General features: G+C 74.1%; 16 protein-coding genes. 9 read left to right on the plus strand and 7 right to left on the minus strand.

Annotated features, from left to right (window positions below):
• Positions 1–163: 163 nt before the first annotated feature.
• Positions 164–424, plus strand: coding sequence for a hypothetical protein (locus BMW62_RS19435; protein ID WP_091934553.1), 261 nt, complete (start codon positions 164–166; stop codon positions 422–424).
• A gap of 48 nt (positions 425–472) precedes the next feature.
• Here the strand turns inward: BMW62_RS19435 and BMW62_RS19440 are convergent, their stop codons facing one another.
• Positions 473–1,660: an acyl-CoA dehydrogenase family protein gene (locus tag BMW62_RS19440; protein ID WP_091934693.1), complete on the minus strand. Its 1,188-nt coding sequence runs from the start codon at positions 1,658–1,660 to the stop codon at positions 473–475.
• Positions 1,661–1,699: 39 nt separating this feature from the next.
• Between BMW62_RS19440 and BMW62_RS19445 the strand changes: the two genes are divergently transcribed.
• The gene (locus BMW62_RS19445; RefSeq protein WP_211435201.1) at positions 1,700–2,827 is read left to right on the plus strand and encodes a glycerate kinase; all 1,128 of its coding nucleotides are present in this window, start codon (positions 1,700–1,702) and stop codon (positions 2,825–2,827) included.
• A 35-nt stretch (positions 2,828–2,862) separates the two neighbouring features.
• Entirely contained in the window at positions 2,863–3,894 is a 1,032-nt protein-coding gene (locus BMW62_RS19450) for an NAD-binding protein (RefSeq protein ID WP_091934559.1), read from the plus strand.
• A gap of 3 nt (positions 3,895–3,897) precedes the next feature.
• On the opposite strand, the gene BMW62_RS22800 is transcribed toward BMW62_RS19450, so the two are convergent.
• The 3 genes from BMW62_RS22800 to BMW62_RS19460 form a co-directional block, all read right to left on the minus strand.
• Positions 3,898–4,047: a hypothetical protein gene (locus tag BMW62_RS22800; protein WP_170852472.1), complete on the minus strand. Its 150-nt coding sequence runs from the start codon at positions 4,045–4,047 to the stop codon at positions 3,898–3,900.
• Positions 4,048–4,096: 49 nt separating this feature from the next.
• Positions 4,097–5,317, minus strand: a complete 1,221-nt coding sequence (locus tag BMW62_RS19455; protein ID WP_091934562.1) for a hypothetical protein — start codon at positions 5,315–5,317, stop codon at positions 4,097–4,099.
• A 330-nt stretch (positions 5,318–5,647) separates the two neighbouring features.
• The gene (locus BMW62_RS19460; protein ID WP_091934564.1) at positions 5,648–7,297 is read right to left on the minus strand and encodes an AMP-binding protein; all 1,650 of its coding nucleotides are present in this window, start codon (positions 7,295–7,297) and stop codon (positions 5,648–5,650) included.
• A gap of 302 nt (positions 7,298–7,599) precedes the next feature.
• Here BMW62_RS19460 and BMW62_RS19465 point away from each other — a divergent pair, with 302 nt between their 5' ends.
• Complete coding sequence (locus tag BMW62_RS19465; protein ID WP_091934567.1) at positions 7,600–8,889, plus strand: hydroxyacid-oxoacid transhydrogenase; 1,290 nt, start codon at positions 7,600–7,602, stop codon at positions 8,887–8,889.
• Between the two features lie 6 nt (positions 8,890–8,895).
• Here BMW62_RS19465 and BMW62_RS19470 read toward each other — a convergent pair whose 3' ends face one another.
• A complete protein-coding gene (locus BMW62_RS19470) occupies positions 8,896–9,312 on the minus strand; it encodes a PaaI family thioesterase (protein WP_091934569.1) in 417 nt (138 codons plus the stop codon).
• Positions 9,313–9,429: 117 nt separating this feature from the next.
• On the opposite strand from BMW62_RS19470, the gene BMW62_RS19475 reads away from it, so the two are divergent.
• From BMW62_RS19475 to BMW62_RS19490, 4 genes are read left to right on the plus strand one after another with little or no spacing between them, the layout of a single operon-like run.
• On the plus strand, positions 9,430–9,852 hold the full coding sequence (locus tag BMW62_RS19475) for a hypothetical protein (protein WP_091934571.1): 423 nt from the start codon (positions 9,430–9,432) through the stop codon (positions 9,850–9,852).
• Complete coding sequence (locus BMW62_RS19480) at positions 9,849–11,249, plus strand: lipase family protein (protein ID WP_139206317.1); 1,401 nt, start codon at positions 9,849–9,851, stop codon at positions 11,247–11,249. The genes BMW62_RS19475 and BMW62_RS19480 overlap by 4 nt, the downstream gene beginning before the upstream one ends.
• 7 nt (positions 11,250–11,256) lie before the next feature.
• Positions 11,257–11,670 (plus strand): hypothetical protein, encoded by a 414-nt coding sequence (locus tag BMW62_RS19485; protein ID WP_091934574.1) that lies wholly within the window; start codon positions 11,257–11,259, stop codon positions 11,668–11,670.
• 31 nt (positions 11,671–11,701) lie between these two features.
• Positions 11,702–12,619 (plus strand): AEC family transporter, encoded by a 918-nt coding sequence (locus BMW62_RS19490; RefSeq protein WP_091934576.1) that lies wholly within the window; start codon positions 11,702–11,704, stop codon positions 12,617–12,619.
• A 69-nt stretch (positions 12,620–12,688) separates the two neighbouring features.
• On the opposite strand, the gene BMW62_RS22265 is transcribed toward BMW62_RS19490, so the two are convergent.
• Positions 12,689–12,979, minus strand: coding sequence for a hypothetical protein (locus BMW62_RS22265; protein ID WP_139206318.1), 291 nt, complete (start codon positions 12,977–12,979; stop codon positions 12,689–12,691).
• Positions 12,980–13,839: 860 nt separating this feature from the next.
• Entirely contained in the window at positions 13,840–14,265 is a 426-nt protein-coding gene (locus BMW62_RS19500) for a hypothetical protein (protein ID WP_091934580.1), read from the minus strand.
• A gap of 174 nt (positions 14,266–14,439) precedes the next feature.
• On the opposite strand from BMW62_RS19500, the gene BMW62_RS19505 reads away from it, so the two are divergent.
• On the plus strand, positions 14,440–15,195 hold the full coding sequence (locus tag BMW62_RS19505; RefSeq protein WP_091934582.1) for a tyrosine-type recombinase/integrase: 756 nt from the start codon (positions 14,440–14,442) through the stop codon (positions 15,193–15,195).
• The last annotated feature ends 117 nt before the right edge of the window (positions 15,196–15,312 follow it).

Below are 15,312 nucleotides of genomic sequence, written 5' to 3' on the forward strand. Positions count from 1 at the left end.
CCTCCGACGGTAGCGCGGGGACGCGGTCCCCGGAGGTGTGGCGGTCGGCGCCGGCGCCCCGGGTGGGTCGGTGACGCAGGGTGGCGAGGGTGCGTCCGACCCGGAGCCGCATTCGCCCGATCGGGGGGGATTGAGCTCCGGTGATCCGGGGCACGTGTGACCCGTGGACACGTACGCCGTGGGATTCGCCCGTCCCGACCGCTGGTCGGGCGGGCAGCGGACCGAGCAGAGCTACCCGTGGCACGCCGTGGAGGCGCACCGCCCGCCGGCCGAGCTGGACGGCGAGGTCGAGCTGGCCGTCTGCGGGGCCATCGTCCAGATCTGGGGCACGCAGAAGTGGGAGCGCGTCGGCGTCGGCCGCACCGGCTGCCCGGAGTGCGCGCGCCTCACCGCCGTCGACAGCCGGCTGACCACCGCCCGCTGACCCCCGGGCACCGCGCCCGGACCGGCCGGCCGCAGCCGGCCGATCTGTTCAGCCCTTGTCGGGCTTGCGCCCGCTGATCGCCGACATCCCGGTGACCGCGCGGCCGACGATCAGCGCCTGCACCGAATCGGTTCCCTCGAAGGTGAAGATCGCCTCCATGTCGGCGTGGTGCCGGGCGATGTGGTGGTCCAGCAGGATCCCGTCACCGCCGAGGATGTCCCGCGCGTCGGCCACGATTGCCCGGGCCTTCGCCGCGTGGTTCATCTTCGCCAGCGACGCCATCGCCGCGGTCATCCGGCCGGCGTCGGCGAGCTTCGACAGCCGCCAGCACATCAGCTGCATCGAGGTGATCTCGGCGAGCATCCGGGCCAGCTTGTCCTGCACCAGCTGGAAGCCGGCGATCGGCTGGCCGAACTGCTCGCGCTGCATCGCGTGCGCCAGCGCCAGCTCGTAGGACGCCGTCGCCAGTCCCAGGGCCCGCCACGCGACGGTGTACCGGGTGCGGTCGAGCATCTGCGAGACGTCCTTGAACGAGTGGCAGTTCGCCAGCTTGTTCTCCGCGGGCACCCGGACGTCGGTCAGCGTGATCTCCGCCTGCCACACCGCCCGCAGCGCCGTCTTGCCGGTCATGACCGTGGCCTCGTAGCCGGGGCTGCCTTTCTCGACGACATAGCCGCCGACGGCCCCGTCCTCGCCGCGGGCCCAGATGATCACGTAGTCGGCGATCGACCCGTTGCCGATCCACTTCTTCTGCCCGTTGAGCACGTAGGCGTCGCCGTCGCGGCGGGCGGAGGTCTCCAGCGCCACGGCGTCGGAACCGTGGGCGGGCTCGGTGAGGCCGAAGGCGCCGATCTTCTCCAGCCGCGCCATCGCCGGCAGCCAGCGCTCCCGCTGCTCCTCGTCCCCGAGGACCGCGATCGACTGCATCGCGAGGAAGCTGTGCACCCCGTTGAAGGTGCCGATGCTGCCGTCGGCGCGGGCCAGCTCGGCCGCGACCAGGCCGGCGGCGACGTTGCTCATCCCGGGGCAGCCGTAGCCGTCGATGGTGCCGCCGACGATGCCCAGCCCGGCCAGCTGCTTCGCCATCTCGAACGGGAAGTCGGCGCGTTCCCAGTAGTCGTTGATGTGCGGGATGACCTCTGCGTCGCAGAAGGCGCGCACCCGGTCGCGGAGCTCGATCTCGGCGGGCTCGAGGAGGTCCTCGATGGCGTAGAAGTCGGGGGTGTCGGCGGTCACGACCTCGAACGTACGGCGATCTGCGGCATGCTGCCCGGCGTGCACGTCGTCATCGCGCCCGACTCGTTCAAGGGGAGCCTCGCCGCCGACCGCGCCGCCGAGGCGGTCGCCGAGGGCGTGCTGCGGGCCCGCCCGGACGCCGAGGTGGTGCTGCGCCCGGTCGCCGACGGCGGCGAGGGCACGGTGGCCGCCGCGCTCCGCGCCGGGTACCGGGCCCGCACCGCCCGGGTCAGCGGGCCGGACGGCCGGCCGGTCGACGCCGTGTTCGCCGTCGACGGGACGACGGCGGTGCTGGAGCTCGCCTCGGCGGCCGGGCTCGGGCTGCTGGAGCGCCCGGCGCCGCTCACCGCGACCACGTACGGCGTCGGCGAGCTCGTCCGTGCGGCGCTGGACGCGGGGGCCGGGCGGATCGTGCTCGGGGCCGGCGGCAGCGCGACGACCGACGGCGGCGCGGGGCTGCTGCAGGCGCTCGGCGTCCGGCTGCTCGACGCCGAGGGGAGGGAGGTGCCGCGCGGGGGCGCGGGGCTGGCCCGGCTCGACCGCATCGACGTCGGGGCGCGCGACCCCCGGCTGCACGGGACGGAGCTGGTCGTCGGCGTCGACGTCGACAACCCGCTGACCGGGCCGGAGGGGGCCGCGGCCGTCTTCGGCCCGCAGAAAGGGGCGACACCCGAGCAGGTCGCGGTGCTCGACGCCGCGCTGAGCCGGTTCGCCGCCGTCGTGCGGCGTGACCTCGGTGTCGACCTGCTCGGCCGGCCGGCGATGGGTGCGGCCGGGGGCACGGCGGGCGGCCTGGCCGCCACGATCGCCCGGGGCGTCGGCTCCGGTGCCCGCTACGTCTGCGACCTGGTCGGGCTGGACGACGCGCTCACCGGCGCCGCTCTGGCGATCACCGGCGAGGGGTCGCTCGACGAGCAGACGCTGCGCGGCAAGGCCCCGGCGGAGGTCGCGGCCCGGGCGGCCGCGGCGGGGGTGCCGTGCCTCGCGCTGGCCGGCGCGGTGCGGCTGGCCCCGGAGCGGCTGCGGGCGGCGGGGTTCGTGGCCGGGCACGCGCTGACCGAGGTCGAGCCCGACGTCCGGCGCTGCCTCGCCGAGGCCCCGCGGGTGCTGGCCGAGCTGGCCGCGCGGGTGGTCGGGGTCGTGCTGCCACCGGGCGCGTCGCGGTAGCTTGCGTCGTCCCGGTTCCCGCCCCTGGAGCTCCGTTGCCGTTCTTCGTCCACTTCGCCCGGTTCGTCCGGCTGCGCCTGAGCGGCTGGCGGCTGCCGCTGGCGGTCGCGGTGTTCGTCTTCCTGTCCAGCTGGCTGGCCATGGCGCTGGTGGAGCCCGGTGGCAGCGCGATCACCGCGCCGGGCACCTACTGGTGGTACTTCCTGGTCACCGCCGCGACCGTGGGCTACGGCGACGTCTTCCCGAGCTCGATCCCCGGCCGGCTGGTCGGCGCCTACGTGATCGTGGGCGGCATCGTGACCCTGACCCTGTTGTTCACCCAGCTGTCCGAGGCCCTGCAGTCGCTGCGGGGCCGGCGTCTGAGAGGTGTGGTCCCCCTGGAGCTGTCCGACCACGTGGTGCTGCTGGGCTACTGGCCCGGGCGCACCGAGCGGATCGTCGCGGAGCTGACCGCCGAGGGGCGCACCCAGGTCGCGCTCTGCGCCTGGGAGGACGTCTCGGAGAACCCGATGCCCGACGAACCCGCGGTGCACTTCGTCCGCGGCGACCTCACCCACGAGGACGTCATGCGGCGGGCGTGCGTGCGCCAGGCCCGGACGGTGGTCGTCGACGTCCGCGACGACAACGAGACGCTCGCCGTGGCGGTCGCCGTCGAGCACGCCCACCCGGGTGTGCACCTCGTCGCCGCGCTGCGCGACCTGGAGCGTCGGGACACCCTGCGCTACGTCAGCGCCGGGGTGCAGGCGGTCCAGTGGCACATGCCCTCGCTGCTCACCGAGGAGGCGAACGACCCGGGCATCACGCAGGTCTACAGCGAGCTGATGACCCACGGGGGGCGCAACACGTACTCGCTGATCGTGCCCCCGGGCTTCCCGCACGGCACGTTCGGTGAGTGCCAGCGCCACTTCGGCGCGACCTTCGGCGCCACCGTGCTGGCGGTGCGCGGCCCCGAGGGGCTCGCGGTCAGCCCCCCGTGGGACACCCCGCTGAGCCCGGGGACGACGCTGTACTACGTGGCCGACGGGCGCATCGCCGCCCGTCAGCTCACCGGCGGGTCGCGCGCCTGAGTCCTAGGAGGGGTGGCCCTCCACGTCGCCCTCGTCTCCCTGCGGCGCCTCGCGGGGAGCGCTCTGCGCCTCCAAGGACGCCGCCATCTCGGGCGACTCCTGCTCCAGGGCGATGTCGCGCGGCTGCGGCGTCTCGGGGTCCGGCGTCGTCATGCCCCCACCCTGCCGCAGCGCGCCGCGCCTCGCTCCCTCACCCGCCTGCTCAGGGCAGCCACGCCGGGCGGAAGACCACCGTGCCCGACAGCGCCGGCACGTCCAGCACCACGGTGCCGGTGACCGCCGAGGAGGGCGCGAGCGGTGCCGCCGGGAAGGCGGCCGCCCCGGTGTCGCACACCCCGGCCGGCGCGCTGCCGCCGGCCACGGACCCGTCGTCCGCGACGAGGCGGAAGTCGCCGGGCGAGACGCGGCGCTCGCCACGGAGGACGGAGAGATCGGCGCCGGTGGTCACGGTGATCCGGACCGCCACCAGCGTGCCGTTGCCCGGGACGACGGAGGCGTCCGCGCAGGAGACGCCGGCGCGCACCTGCTTCAGCGTGACCGAGAGCGCCGGGCCGCTCGTCGCGGGATCGAGCACCTCTACCGACGCCCCGGGTGCCAGCACCACGGGCACGGGCTCGGCGGGCGGCGGCTCCTCGGTGGGCGGCGGTTCCTCGACCGGGGGTGGTTCCTCGGCGGGCGGCTCCTCGACGGGAGGTGGTTCCTCGGCGGGTGGCTCCTCGGCCGGGGATGGGTCGACCGGCGACGGGTCGGCGGGCGACGGGTCGGTGGGCGACGGGTCGGTGGGCGACGGCTCGGCGGGCGACGGGTCGGTGGGCGGAAGGGTCGTCGCCGGGGACGGCTGCACCGACGAGGACGGGCCGGACGGTGGTCGGGTGGTGGCCGGTGCGGTGGGCCCGTCCGACGGTGCCGGGTGGGTGGGCGGTGCGACGGCCTGGTCTCGCGACTCGCCCCGGACCGCCGCGGACGGGGGCGGCTCGGTGACGCGCGCCGCCGGTGGGCCGGGATCGACGTCGAGGGCGGGCTCGGGGTCGGGGTCGGGGTCGGGGTCGGCCGGACGGGCTGCCGGCCGGAAGGAGCTGACCGCCGGGGCGGGAGCACCGGGGGTGAACCAGTCGGCTGAGCCGGGGGGCAGGGCACCGATCGTCGGGATGACCAGCGGCCCCATGCCGGCGTCCTCGGGGAACACCCAGGCCTGCGGGTCCAGCGCGTCGTCGGCGGCCACCGGCAGGGCTCCGGCGGCCGGCAGGGCTCCGGCGCCCGGCAGGACGGAGCCGCTCAGCGCCAGCACGGCGGCGGAGCCCAACCCACCGGTCATCGCGGCCAGCGCCCGCAGCCGGCGGCGGGCCAGCAGCTGGGCGTGGTAGCGGGCCAGCGGCGACGGCGGTGGTGGTGCCGACCGCTGCGGTACCAGGCGCCGGCGCACCGGGGCTGCCGGCCGCCGGACGGCGGCGGGATCGCGCGGGACCGGTGACGGTCGCCGCGCCGGGCGGGCGGCTCCGGGGTCAGGGGAGACGGGCTGCGGGCCACGCGCCGGATCGGCTCCCGGTGCGGGCGGGGGCGAGCTGGTCATCGTCATCACCGCCAGGGTCGGCGAGCCGGGGCAACGCCCGGGGAGGAGGGGCTGAACGATATCCGCCGGGACGGCATCGCGCTGAGGTTCCGGAGCCGGAACTCGTCCGTCCACCCGCTCCTGGACGTCGGCCGGGCCCCTCGGCCCGGCCTTCCGACCCCTCGGCCCGGCCTTCCGACCGCGCTACCGCCCCCGCAGCTCACGGCGGAGGATCTTCCCGGTCACCGTCCTGGGCAGCTCTTCGACCAGCTCCACGCTGCGCGGGTACTTGTAGGCCGCCATCCGTACCTTGCAGTGCGCGATCAGCTCCTCCGGCGTGGTGCTCGCCCCGGGCCGGAGGCTGACGAACGCCTTCACCGTCTCGCCGCGCTTCTCGTCGGGGACGCCGACCACCGCCGACTCGCGCACCGCCGGGTGCTCGGCGAGCACGTCCTCGACCTCGCGGGGCCACACCTTGTAGCCCGAGGCGTTGATCATGTCCTTCTTGCGGTCGACGATGAACACCCAGCCCTCGGCGTTCATGAAGCCGACGTCCCCGCTCTTGAGCGCACCGCCGGGCAGCCCGGCCGCGGTCTCCTCGGGCTTGCCCCAGTAGCCGGCCACCACCTGCGGGCCCTCGGCGACGATCTCGCCGACCTCGCCCAGCGGCAGGTCGCGCCCCTCGTCGTCCTGGATGCGCACCACCGTGTTCGGGGCGGGGACGCCGACCGAGAGCGCGCCCGAGACGGGGTCCACCGGTGACGGCGCCCCGAACGGGGCCACCGTCATCGGCGACGTCGTCTCGGTCAGGCCGTAGGCGCTGTGCACCGGCTTGCCGGTGGCCGCCAGGAAGTTCTGCTCCGCGGTGGGGGAGATCGCCGCCCCGCCGGAGTAGATGGAGGTGAACGAGGCGACGTGGGCCTTGCTGAACCCCGGGGCGTCTAGCAGCGCCGTGAAGGCGGTGATCGCGCCGATGGTGAAGGCGGGGCGGTGCTCGGCGAAGGCGTCGAGCACGACCTGGGGCTCGAACCGGTAGGTCAGCACCAGCGGGGCGGGCACGAGCAGGCTGACGGCGATGTGCCCGATCAGCCCGGTGATGTGGAACAGCGGGGCGACGCCGAAGATCGCGCCGTCCCGGCCCGCGTGCACCCAGTCGCGGTAGACCTGGGCGGTGAACACCACGTTCCGGTGGGTGTTCATCGCCCCCTTGGGCACGCCCGTGGTGCCCGAGGTGTAGGTCAGGAACGCCACGTCGTCGGAGCGCAGGCCGACCGGCGGCGGCACTCGGCCGCGGTGGACGGCGACGAACTCGGCGAAGTCCGTCGTCCCCTCGTGCCGCTGCCGGGTGGTGCCGGCGAAGAGCCGCTCGTCGTCGCGGGTCTGGAACTCCAGCTCGCTGGTGGTGAGCACCAGGCGCACGCCGGTACCGGGCACCACCTCGCGCCCCACCTGGTCGTAGAGCGTCTCCAGCGACAGCAGCACGGTGGCGCCGGAGTCCTCGAGCAGGTAGGAGAGCTCGCGGGCCCGGCTCATCGGGTTGATCGACACCATGATCCCGCCGGCCTTCCAGGCGGCGACCATGGCGATGACGAACTGCGGCACGTTCTGCAGGTAGACCGCCAGCCGGTCGCCCGGCCCGAAGCCGCGGGCGAGCAGCCCGGCGGCGAGGGCGTCGCTGAGCTCGTCGAGCTCCCGGCGGGTGATCGTCCCGTCGAAGTACCGCAGCGCCACGCCGTCGGGGTCGCGCTCGACGCCCGCCCGGAACATCTCCAGGGCGGTGTCGAACTCGATCGCGTAGTCGGCCGGCTGGTCGCCGTAGAGCGCCAGCCACGGCCGGTCGTCGTAGCCGCTCATGGCGCTGCTCGATGACGACGGGGGTGCCGGCGGCCTCGGCGAGCTCGGGCGCGGCGGATCTCGTCAGCGGTCACACCGCCCGCCCCGTGGGTGGCTGCGTCCCCGAGCAGCGCACCGCAGCGCGGCGCGGTCACGAGGGGGTCGGTCACGGACACCTCCGGGGCTGGGCGGTCCCCCGTCCGTCGGACGGTCGGGGCGGCGCTCCGGACTATCCGCCGGGTGTGGTGGCGCCACAACCGGCGTGCAACATTCGGTGCGATCGCGCACCACCCGGTGCGCCGTCCGAGCCGCAGGGAGACCCCGTGACCAGCACCGTGCCCGGCAACCCGGAGTCCGTCTTCACCTACGGGGCGCCGCAGTTGAAGTTCGGCAACGGCGCCTCCGACGAGATCGGCTTCGACCTCAGCCGGTACGGCGTGCGCCGGGTGCTGGTGGTGACCGACCCCGGGGTGGCCGCCACCGGGCACCCGCAGCGGGTGGCCGACCAGATGGCGCAGTTCGGCATCGAGGCCCGGGTGTTCGACGGCGTCCACGTCGAGCCGACCGACGTGAGCCTGGTCGACGCGATCGACGAGGCGCGGTCCTCGGGCCCGTGGGACGCCTTCGTCGCCGTCGGCGGCGGGTCGAGCATCGACACCGCGAAGGCGATCAACCTGCTCACCACCAACCCTGGCGAGCTCATGGACTACGTCAACGTGCCGGTCGGCAAGGGGCAGGCGCCGTCGCAGCCGCTGAAGCCGCTGGTCGCCGTCCCGACGACGACCGGCACCGGCTCCGAGAGCACCACGATCTGCGTGATGGACGTGATCGCCCAACGGGTGAAGAGCGGCATCAGCCACGCGTGGCTGCGGCCCACCCTGGCCGTCATCGACCCCGACCTCACGCTGAGCCAGCCGCCCGGGGTGACGGCGGCCTCGGGCATGGACATCCTCTGCCACGCGCTGGAGAGCTACACCGCCCGCTGGTACACCACCTACGACCGCAAGAGCCCCGACCAGCGGGTGCCCTACTGCGGCTCCAACCCCATCTCGGACATGTGGTCGGAGAAGGCCATGAGCCTGCTGGCCGGGTCGTTCCGGAAGGCCGTCCGGGACGGGGACGACGCGCAGGCCCGCTTCGACATGGCGATCGCGGCCACCTTCGCCGGCATGGGCTTCGGCAACGCCGGCGTGCACATCCCGCACGCCAACGCCTACCCCATCGCCGGGCAGGTGAAGGACTTCCACCCCGAGGACTACCCGGGCGACGAGGCGATGGTGCCGCACGGGATGTCGGTGGCGCTGACCGCGCCCGAGGCGTTCCGCTTCACGTTCGAGGCGTCGCCGGAGCGGCACGTCCGCGCCGCCGAGCTGCTCGCGCCCGGCGCCGACCGCCCGGCCGACGCCGCGGAGTTCCTGCCCACGGTGCTGGCCGACCTGATGCGCGACATCGACATCCCCAACGGGGTGGGCGCGGTCGGGTTCGGCGAGGGCGACATCCCCGACCTGGTCGACGGCGCGATGAAGCAGCAGCGGCTGCTGGCCACCTGCCCCCGGGCGGTCACCGAGGACGACCTCGCCGGCATCTTCCGCCGGTCGATCTCCCTCTGGTGATGCGGCTCAGCGGGGGGCGACGACGGTCTTGGTGACCTGGCCGGTGGCGACCAGGACGCCGTCGACGGTGGCCTCCGCCCGCATGAACGCGACCGCCCGGCCACGGCGCAGCACGGAGGCGGTGACCTCCACCGCGGACCCGGCGCCCACCGGCCGCAGCAGCGAGGCCGAGACGTCGTGGGTGACGGCGTGCTCGCCGTCGCCGAGGTGGGGGAGCAGCGCGAGGAACGAGGCGACGTCCAGCAGGGCGTAGACGACGCCGCCGTGCAGCATCCCGGCCGGGTTCTGCGCGGCCGGGCCCACGGGGAACCGGATGCCCGCCGCCGGGTCCGCCTCGTCGCGCAGCTCGACGCCGAGGAACCGGTGCAGCGGAATGGCGAGGACGGTCTGCACGAGGGCTCGGGAGACGGGTGCGCCGGTCATCGGGCCAGCATCCATCAACAGCCCTGGCCGCTTCCCACAGACCCCGGCCGGGCCCCGCGGGGAGGGCATCGGCGTTCCTAGGCTCCGTTCTGGTCAGGCAACCGGGAGGAGGCCGCGGTGGGTGCGTACGGGGATCCCGACGCCTTGGACGGGCTGGCCGCCGAGCTGGTCCGGCGTGCCGGGGCGGTGCGGGCGGCGGGGGAGGAACACCGGCGCGCGGGAGCGCGCACCCGCTGGGTCTCCGACGCCGCCACGGCCTACCGCCGCCAGCAAGCCCGGGACTGCGCGGCCGTCGACGCCGCGGCCGATGCCATGGCGCACGCCGCCGGCCTGCTGCGCCGGCACGCCGACGAGGTGCGCGCGCGGCTGGCGGCGATCGCCCGCGCCGAGCAGGCGGTCCGCTCGTGGCTGGAGCAGCAGGCGGCCCGGGGCGGCGACCTGCTCGAGGAGGTCGCCGACGTGGTGGGGGAGCTGCCCGAGGCGGGTGCGGAGGCATGGCGCACGGTCTCGGCCCGGCTGAGCAGCGCGGGCCTGTGGTGACCGGCGCCGCCATCGAGGTCCGCGGCGGGGCGGGCGGTGTGGAGGCCGACCTCGCCGACCTCTCCGCCCTGGCCGGCAGCAGCCTCGACCTGGCCGAGGCGCTGGCCACCACGAGCGCGCTCTGCCACGGCATGCTGGCCGACCCGGACCTGCTCGCGTCGGCGGTGCTCGACCCCGTCGGCGTCGCCCGCTTCGAGGCGGCGCTGCTGGCAGCGCTCGACGGCGCCGGTGGCCTCACGGCGCTCGCCGTGGCGTTCACCGCGCGCGCGGCGACCCTGCGGGCAGCGGCCGAGGCGTACGCGGCCGCGGACGCCGCGCTCGCCGGCCTGGCCGACGACCTGCACTGGGCGGCCGGCTTCTTCCCGGAGGCGACCGTGGGCGGCCTGCTGGTCCTCGGGGCCGGGCGGGTCCTGACCGACCCGGTCGGCGCCGTCGACGGGGCGCGCGACCTGGCTGACGACCCCGAGGGGTGGCTGGCCGAGCACCCGGGCGTGGTCGACCATCTGGTCAACGCCGCCCCCGGTGCGGCGTCGCGGCTGGGCCTGAGCACCGGCGGGCGGCTCTCCCCGTGGTTCGGCGGCGGCGACGTCCGGTCCGCGGCCGCGCGGCTGGGCCGGCTCTGGCCGGACGGCGCACCTGTCGTGGCCGCGCGGCCGGACGACGTCCGCGCCGCCGCGGTCCGGCCGCCCCGGGGCGTCGCGGACCTGCTGGCGGCGGTCGACCTGCGGTCGGAGGAATCGGACGCCGACCGGGACCACATCGGCGTCCGGGTGCTCACCCGCGCCGACGGCACCACCGCCTACGTCGTCGACATCCCCGGGACACAGGACTGGGACCTGCCCGGTGGCGGGGTCAACCCGGCGACCAACGACCTCGGCACCAACCTGCGGGTGCTCGGCGGCGACGTCACGACGCGGCAGCGGGCGATCGCCGAGGCGCTGCGGCGGGCCGGCGCCGGGCCCGCCGACCCGGTGCTGCTCGTGGGGCACAGTCAGGGCGGGATGGTGGCCGCGCAGGCGGCGCACGACGCGGGGACGGCGGACTTCCCCTACGACGTGCGCTGCGTGCTCACCGCGGGTGCGCCGATCGGCCGGGTGGAGGTGCCCGCGCGGGTGCGGGTGCTGGCGCTGGAGAACGTCCACGACGTCGTCCCGCACCTGGACGGCCGGGACAACGACGACGACGCGAACGTGACCACGGTGACCTTCGAGCGGCGGACCGGGGGCCTCGGCACCGACCACGGGCTCCGGAACAGCTACCTGCACGGCGCCCGGGCCGTCGACCGCAGCGAGGACCCCTCGCTTGCGGCCTACCGGGCGAGCGCGGCACCCTTCCTCGCCGGGCCCGGCGACGACGTGACCGTCGTGGCCCGCGTCTACTCGATCAGCAGGGGGTGAGCGGTACGTGCGCCTGCTCGTGCCCGCGGCGGTGCTGCTCGCCGTGGCCGGCTGCTCCGGTGGGGGCGGTGGGACGCCGCCGGCCCCGTCCCCGGACGCTGCCGGCATCGGTGCCGCCGTCGAGGCCGGGCTGCTCGCCCGGGACGACGTCGCCGCCGTCGAATTCCGCTACAAGGACACGGCGACGGACCCGGCGAGCAGCACGGTGGACGTCACGGCGGAGCCGGGCGCCGACCCGCGCGCCATCCACGAGGAGGCGGTGCGCCTGGTGTGGCAGAGCGCGTTGCAGCCGTTGAACTCGATCGGCGTGAACGTCGTCGACCCCCAGGATCCGGTGCGGGGGCTGTCGGAGGTGGTCGACCTGCTCGACCCCGCGGACACCATGCCGCTGGAGGAGCGGTACGGCTCGCGCCCGGGCTGAGGCCGTTCCGCCCGCTGGCTACTCTGCCCGCGTGGAGGCGGCGGCGGTCGTGCTGCCGGAGTTCTCGCTCATCGTCCTGGGCGTGCTGCTGCGCCGCTGGGCCTGGCGGTCGCCGGGCTTCTGGGTCGACCTCGAGCGCCTCGTGTACTTCGTGCTGTTCCCGGCCCTGCTGCTGCGCACGACGCTGGCCGCCGACCTGGCCGCGGGCGGGACCGGCAGCGCCCTGCTGGCGGCGCTCGGGGCGCTCGCCGCGGGCGCGCTGGTGGGTGGGCTGGTGCGCTGGTTCCCGGGCGTCGACCGGGTGACCGCCGCCTCGGGCTGGCAGACGGCGTTCCGCTTCAACACCTACCTCGCCCTGGCCCTCGTCGACGACCGCGGACCGGCCGCGCTCGCGCTCATGGGCGTGCTGCTGGGCGTCACGGTGCCGGCGGTCAACGTCCTCGCGGTGCTGGCGCTCGCCCGGGGCACGGCCACGTCGAGCGGTCGCGGCGCCGTCGTGAGCGCGCTCGGCGCCGTGGTCCGGAACCCGTTGATCGTCGCGACCGTCGTCGGCCTGCTCGGCAACGTGGCGGGGCTCGCGCTGCCGGAGCCCGTCGACGCCACGCTCGGCCGGATCGCGGCCGCGGCGGTCCCGCTGGGGCTGCTGACGGTGGGCGCGGCGCTCCGTCTGCGAGAGCTCGACCCCAGCGGGTGGCTGCTCTCCGGGTACCTGGCGGCGGTCAAGCTGCTCGTGGTGCCCGCCGCCGCCCTGGCCCTGCTGGCCCTGCTCGGGGTCGAGGGCGACCAGCGGGCGGTCGTGCTGGCCTTCGCGGTGGTGCCCCCGGCCACCGCGTCCTACGTGCTCACGGCGCGGATGGGCGGCAACGGCGGCTTCGTGTCGGCGCACATCTCGGTCGCGACCACCGCCGCGCTGGGAACGGTGCCGCTCTGGCTCCTGCTCACCGGCTGAGCGGGCTCGCGCCAGGCCCAGCCACCTGAGGCGCCACGGATCGGTGGACCGGACATCTGCGCCGGCCGCCTACTCCTTCTCCGGGGCCGCCGTGACGACATCGACGGACATCGTGTGGAACTGCACCCCTGGGACGGACGGGTAGCCCTGCTGCCCCAGTGCGAGAGCGATGCTGGCCTCGGCGTCCGGGCGTGCAGCAGCCGCTTCCTCGGCGGTCGCCTCGACGACCCGGCCGTCCTCCTCCACCTTGACCGCCCAGCCCCCGTCCGCCGCCCGCCAGGCAGCTGCGCCGGCAGCCGACACGGCCGCCTGATCGACGACCTCCACGGTGTAGGTCACCGACGCGCGGTATCTCGTCACCCTCGCGATCCTGGCACGGGGTCGTGCCTCGGCGAGGATCAGCCGGTGCGCTGCGGTCGGGGCCCGGCCGACGCGCGGTAGGCGGCTCGTGCGGCGGTGAGCGCGCATCCAATCGGACAGCCGTTCCTCGTCCGCGTCGACGGGGACGACGCGGTCCGTCGTCCAGCGGGTGCGGTAGCCCTCGGACGACATGAGCGGCGCAACGAGGGCGCGGCGCAGCGTGGAGGACCCGGTCGGGCCTCGGAGATGGTTGCGGCCCACCCTGGTGCGCAGGTTCTGCGCCAACCCGACGTACAGCAGTTCCAGCCCGTCGACGGACGGATGCGCGGGACCGCTCCCGTCCGACAGGCTTCCCGGCGGAGCCCACCAGGCGTAGAGGCCGGACTCCCGCGGCAACGTCGCGTGGGCCCCGTCGGCGTCGGTCGGTGGGCCGCACAGCGTCTCCGCGACCGTGAGCGGGGCCATCACATCAGGAGCGTCGCACCGTTGCCCGGAAAGGCGCTTCCCGAGGAACCCAGTGGGTACCGGCGACAACTCTCCGAGCCCCGGCCAGCGCGAGCTGCCGATGCGCTGGAGCGGAGGAGTCGTCTCCGTCAGCCGAGCCGCACACGGCACCGACTGCGCCGGCCACGGCCCGTGAGGGCGCCGAACATCACGACCCTGGGCTCCAGAACCCTGACCTCAGCCCACATCGGCGCTGCCGCGCACGCGTCTCGGCGACGGACGGCGCAGCAGTGATCGAGATGGCGCAGGCTCGATGTGCACGACGTTCCTGCTGCCGATCACGGACTCCGAAACAGGCGTGAGAGCCGGCGGCTGTCAGGGACTGTGCATCTCCGGGAGGTGTGGCTATCTGACTTCTAGTAGTGCTCTGGGCAGGACAGCGAGGAATCCGCAGCTTCCCAGGCGGCTACGAACTCCTCCGCCGCCTCGCCCTGGATCCACTCCAGCGGGGACTCACGGCCGTCGATCACCAGCAGTCGCTCGGATGTGGTCCAGTCGGGGGCGCCGACATTCTCGGTCGGATCATCGGCGACGAGCGTGACCTGGAGGTCGCCCGATGCCGGCCTGACCCAGTCATCCACCGTGAAGGTGACGTGCAGGCCACCGGCTCGCTCCGTCGTCCCCCGGACGGTGCCCCAGAAGACGTGGTCGGAGCAGGCGATGACGGCCTCGGGGGAGGCCAGGCCGCCGTCGCGCCTTGCATCATCGGAAGCACAGGCAGCGACGAGCAGCGAGACTGCGGCAACCGACCCTGTGCACGTCGTGAAGCGGACCGTGTTCATCCCGCACCCTCCACCCCTGCCCGGCGGAAACGCCAGCTCAGCGACCAACAGCGGAAACGGAGGCGCCGTCGAGCACGAGGCGGGACCGCGAGCGTCGTTCGGTGGGGCGGGTGGGGCTCGGATGCCCGACCCATACTGTGACCTCGCTCACATTTCTAGAAGGGATTGTGAGTCGTGGGTTCTCTGCGCGATGTTGTCATGGAGTCGCTCGTCATCAAGGACATAAGGCCGTCAACCCGGCGGCAGTACTTGATCTCTCTTCGCCCGTTCTTCGATCTAGAGACAGAGACGCTCGCCGTCGCCGACCTCAACGACGCTCTTCTCGGGATCAAGAACCAGAACACCCGCCGTAAGTGCATCATCGCCTTGAAAGCCTGTGTCCCTCATCCTGCCGTCAAGGCCCTACGGGTGCCGGCGGCCATCCCCCGGGACTATGACCTGCCGGACGAAGACACTCTTCGCTTGGCACTGATGACGTGTCCGCACGAGACGAGACTTCTTCTTGCTATGTATGGAGGATTGCGCTTAGGGGAGCTGGCGGCGACCACGCGTGCCGACATCAAGGGTCGTTGGCTCGATGTCGGTCAGCAGGTGGACGAAACCACCAGACGCCTTGTGCCGACGAAATCAAGGCAGGGGAGGGTGCCGCTACCCCTGTGGCTAGCCGAGCGGGCACAGGAGCTCTCAGCGCCGGTATCACCCAAAGCTGTGCGCAAGGCCCTGCTCAACGCCGGGAACAGGCTGGGCATCCATCTCAACCCGCACCAACTGCGAACTTGGTATTGCAACCATCTGATTGCCCAGGGTCTCCCTCCCCACGTCGTACAGAAGCTCATGCGTCACGCCAACGTGAGGGTCACTTTCACGCACTACGCCAGGGCAGCAGCAGGTGATCTTGAAAGGGCCGTGGAGGACCTGGGCGCCTTCTGAGTGGCATACATGGAGCCATGGGCGGTGTGGCCGACATCACATCCTGCATTGTCATTGCATTCTTCCCGCATCCTTCCAGGTCAGGACCCTCATCAGGGAATGCAAGAATCAGGGAAA

The sequence above is a fragment of the Blastococcus sp. DSM 46786 genome, assembly GCF_900109665.1.
Classification (GTDB): Bacteria; Actinomycetota; Actinomycetes; order Mycobacteriales; family Geodermatophilaceae; genus Blastococcus; species Blastococcus carthaginiensis.

Excerpts from the sequence above, each read along its gene's own strand:
- BMW62_RS22800 (WP_170852472.1), bottom strand. The coding sequence starts at position 4,047 with ATGACGACGCCGGACCCCGAGACGCCGCAGCCGCGCGACATCGCCCTG.
- BMW62_RS19470 (WP_091934569.1), bottom strand. The coding sequence starts at position 9,312 with ATGACCGGCGCACCCGTCTCCCGAGCCCTCGTGCAGACCGTCCTCGCC.
- BMW62_RS19500 (WP_091934580.1), bottom strand. The coding sequence starts at position 14,265 with ATGAACACGGTCCGCTTCACGACGTGCACAGGGTCGGTTGCCGCAGTC.
- BMW62_RS19460 (WP_091934564.1), bottom strand. The coding sequence starts at position 7,297 with ATGAGCGGCTACGACGACCGGCCGTGGCTGGCGCTCTACGGCGACCAG.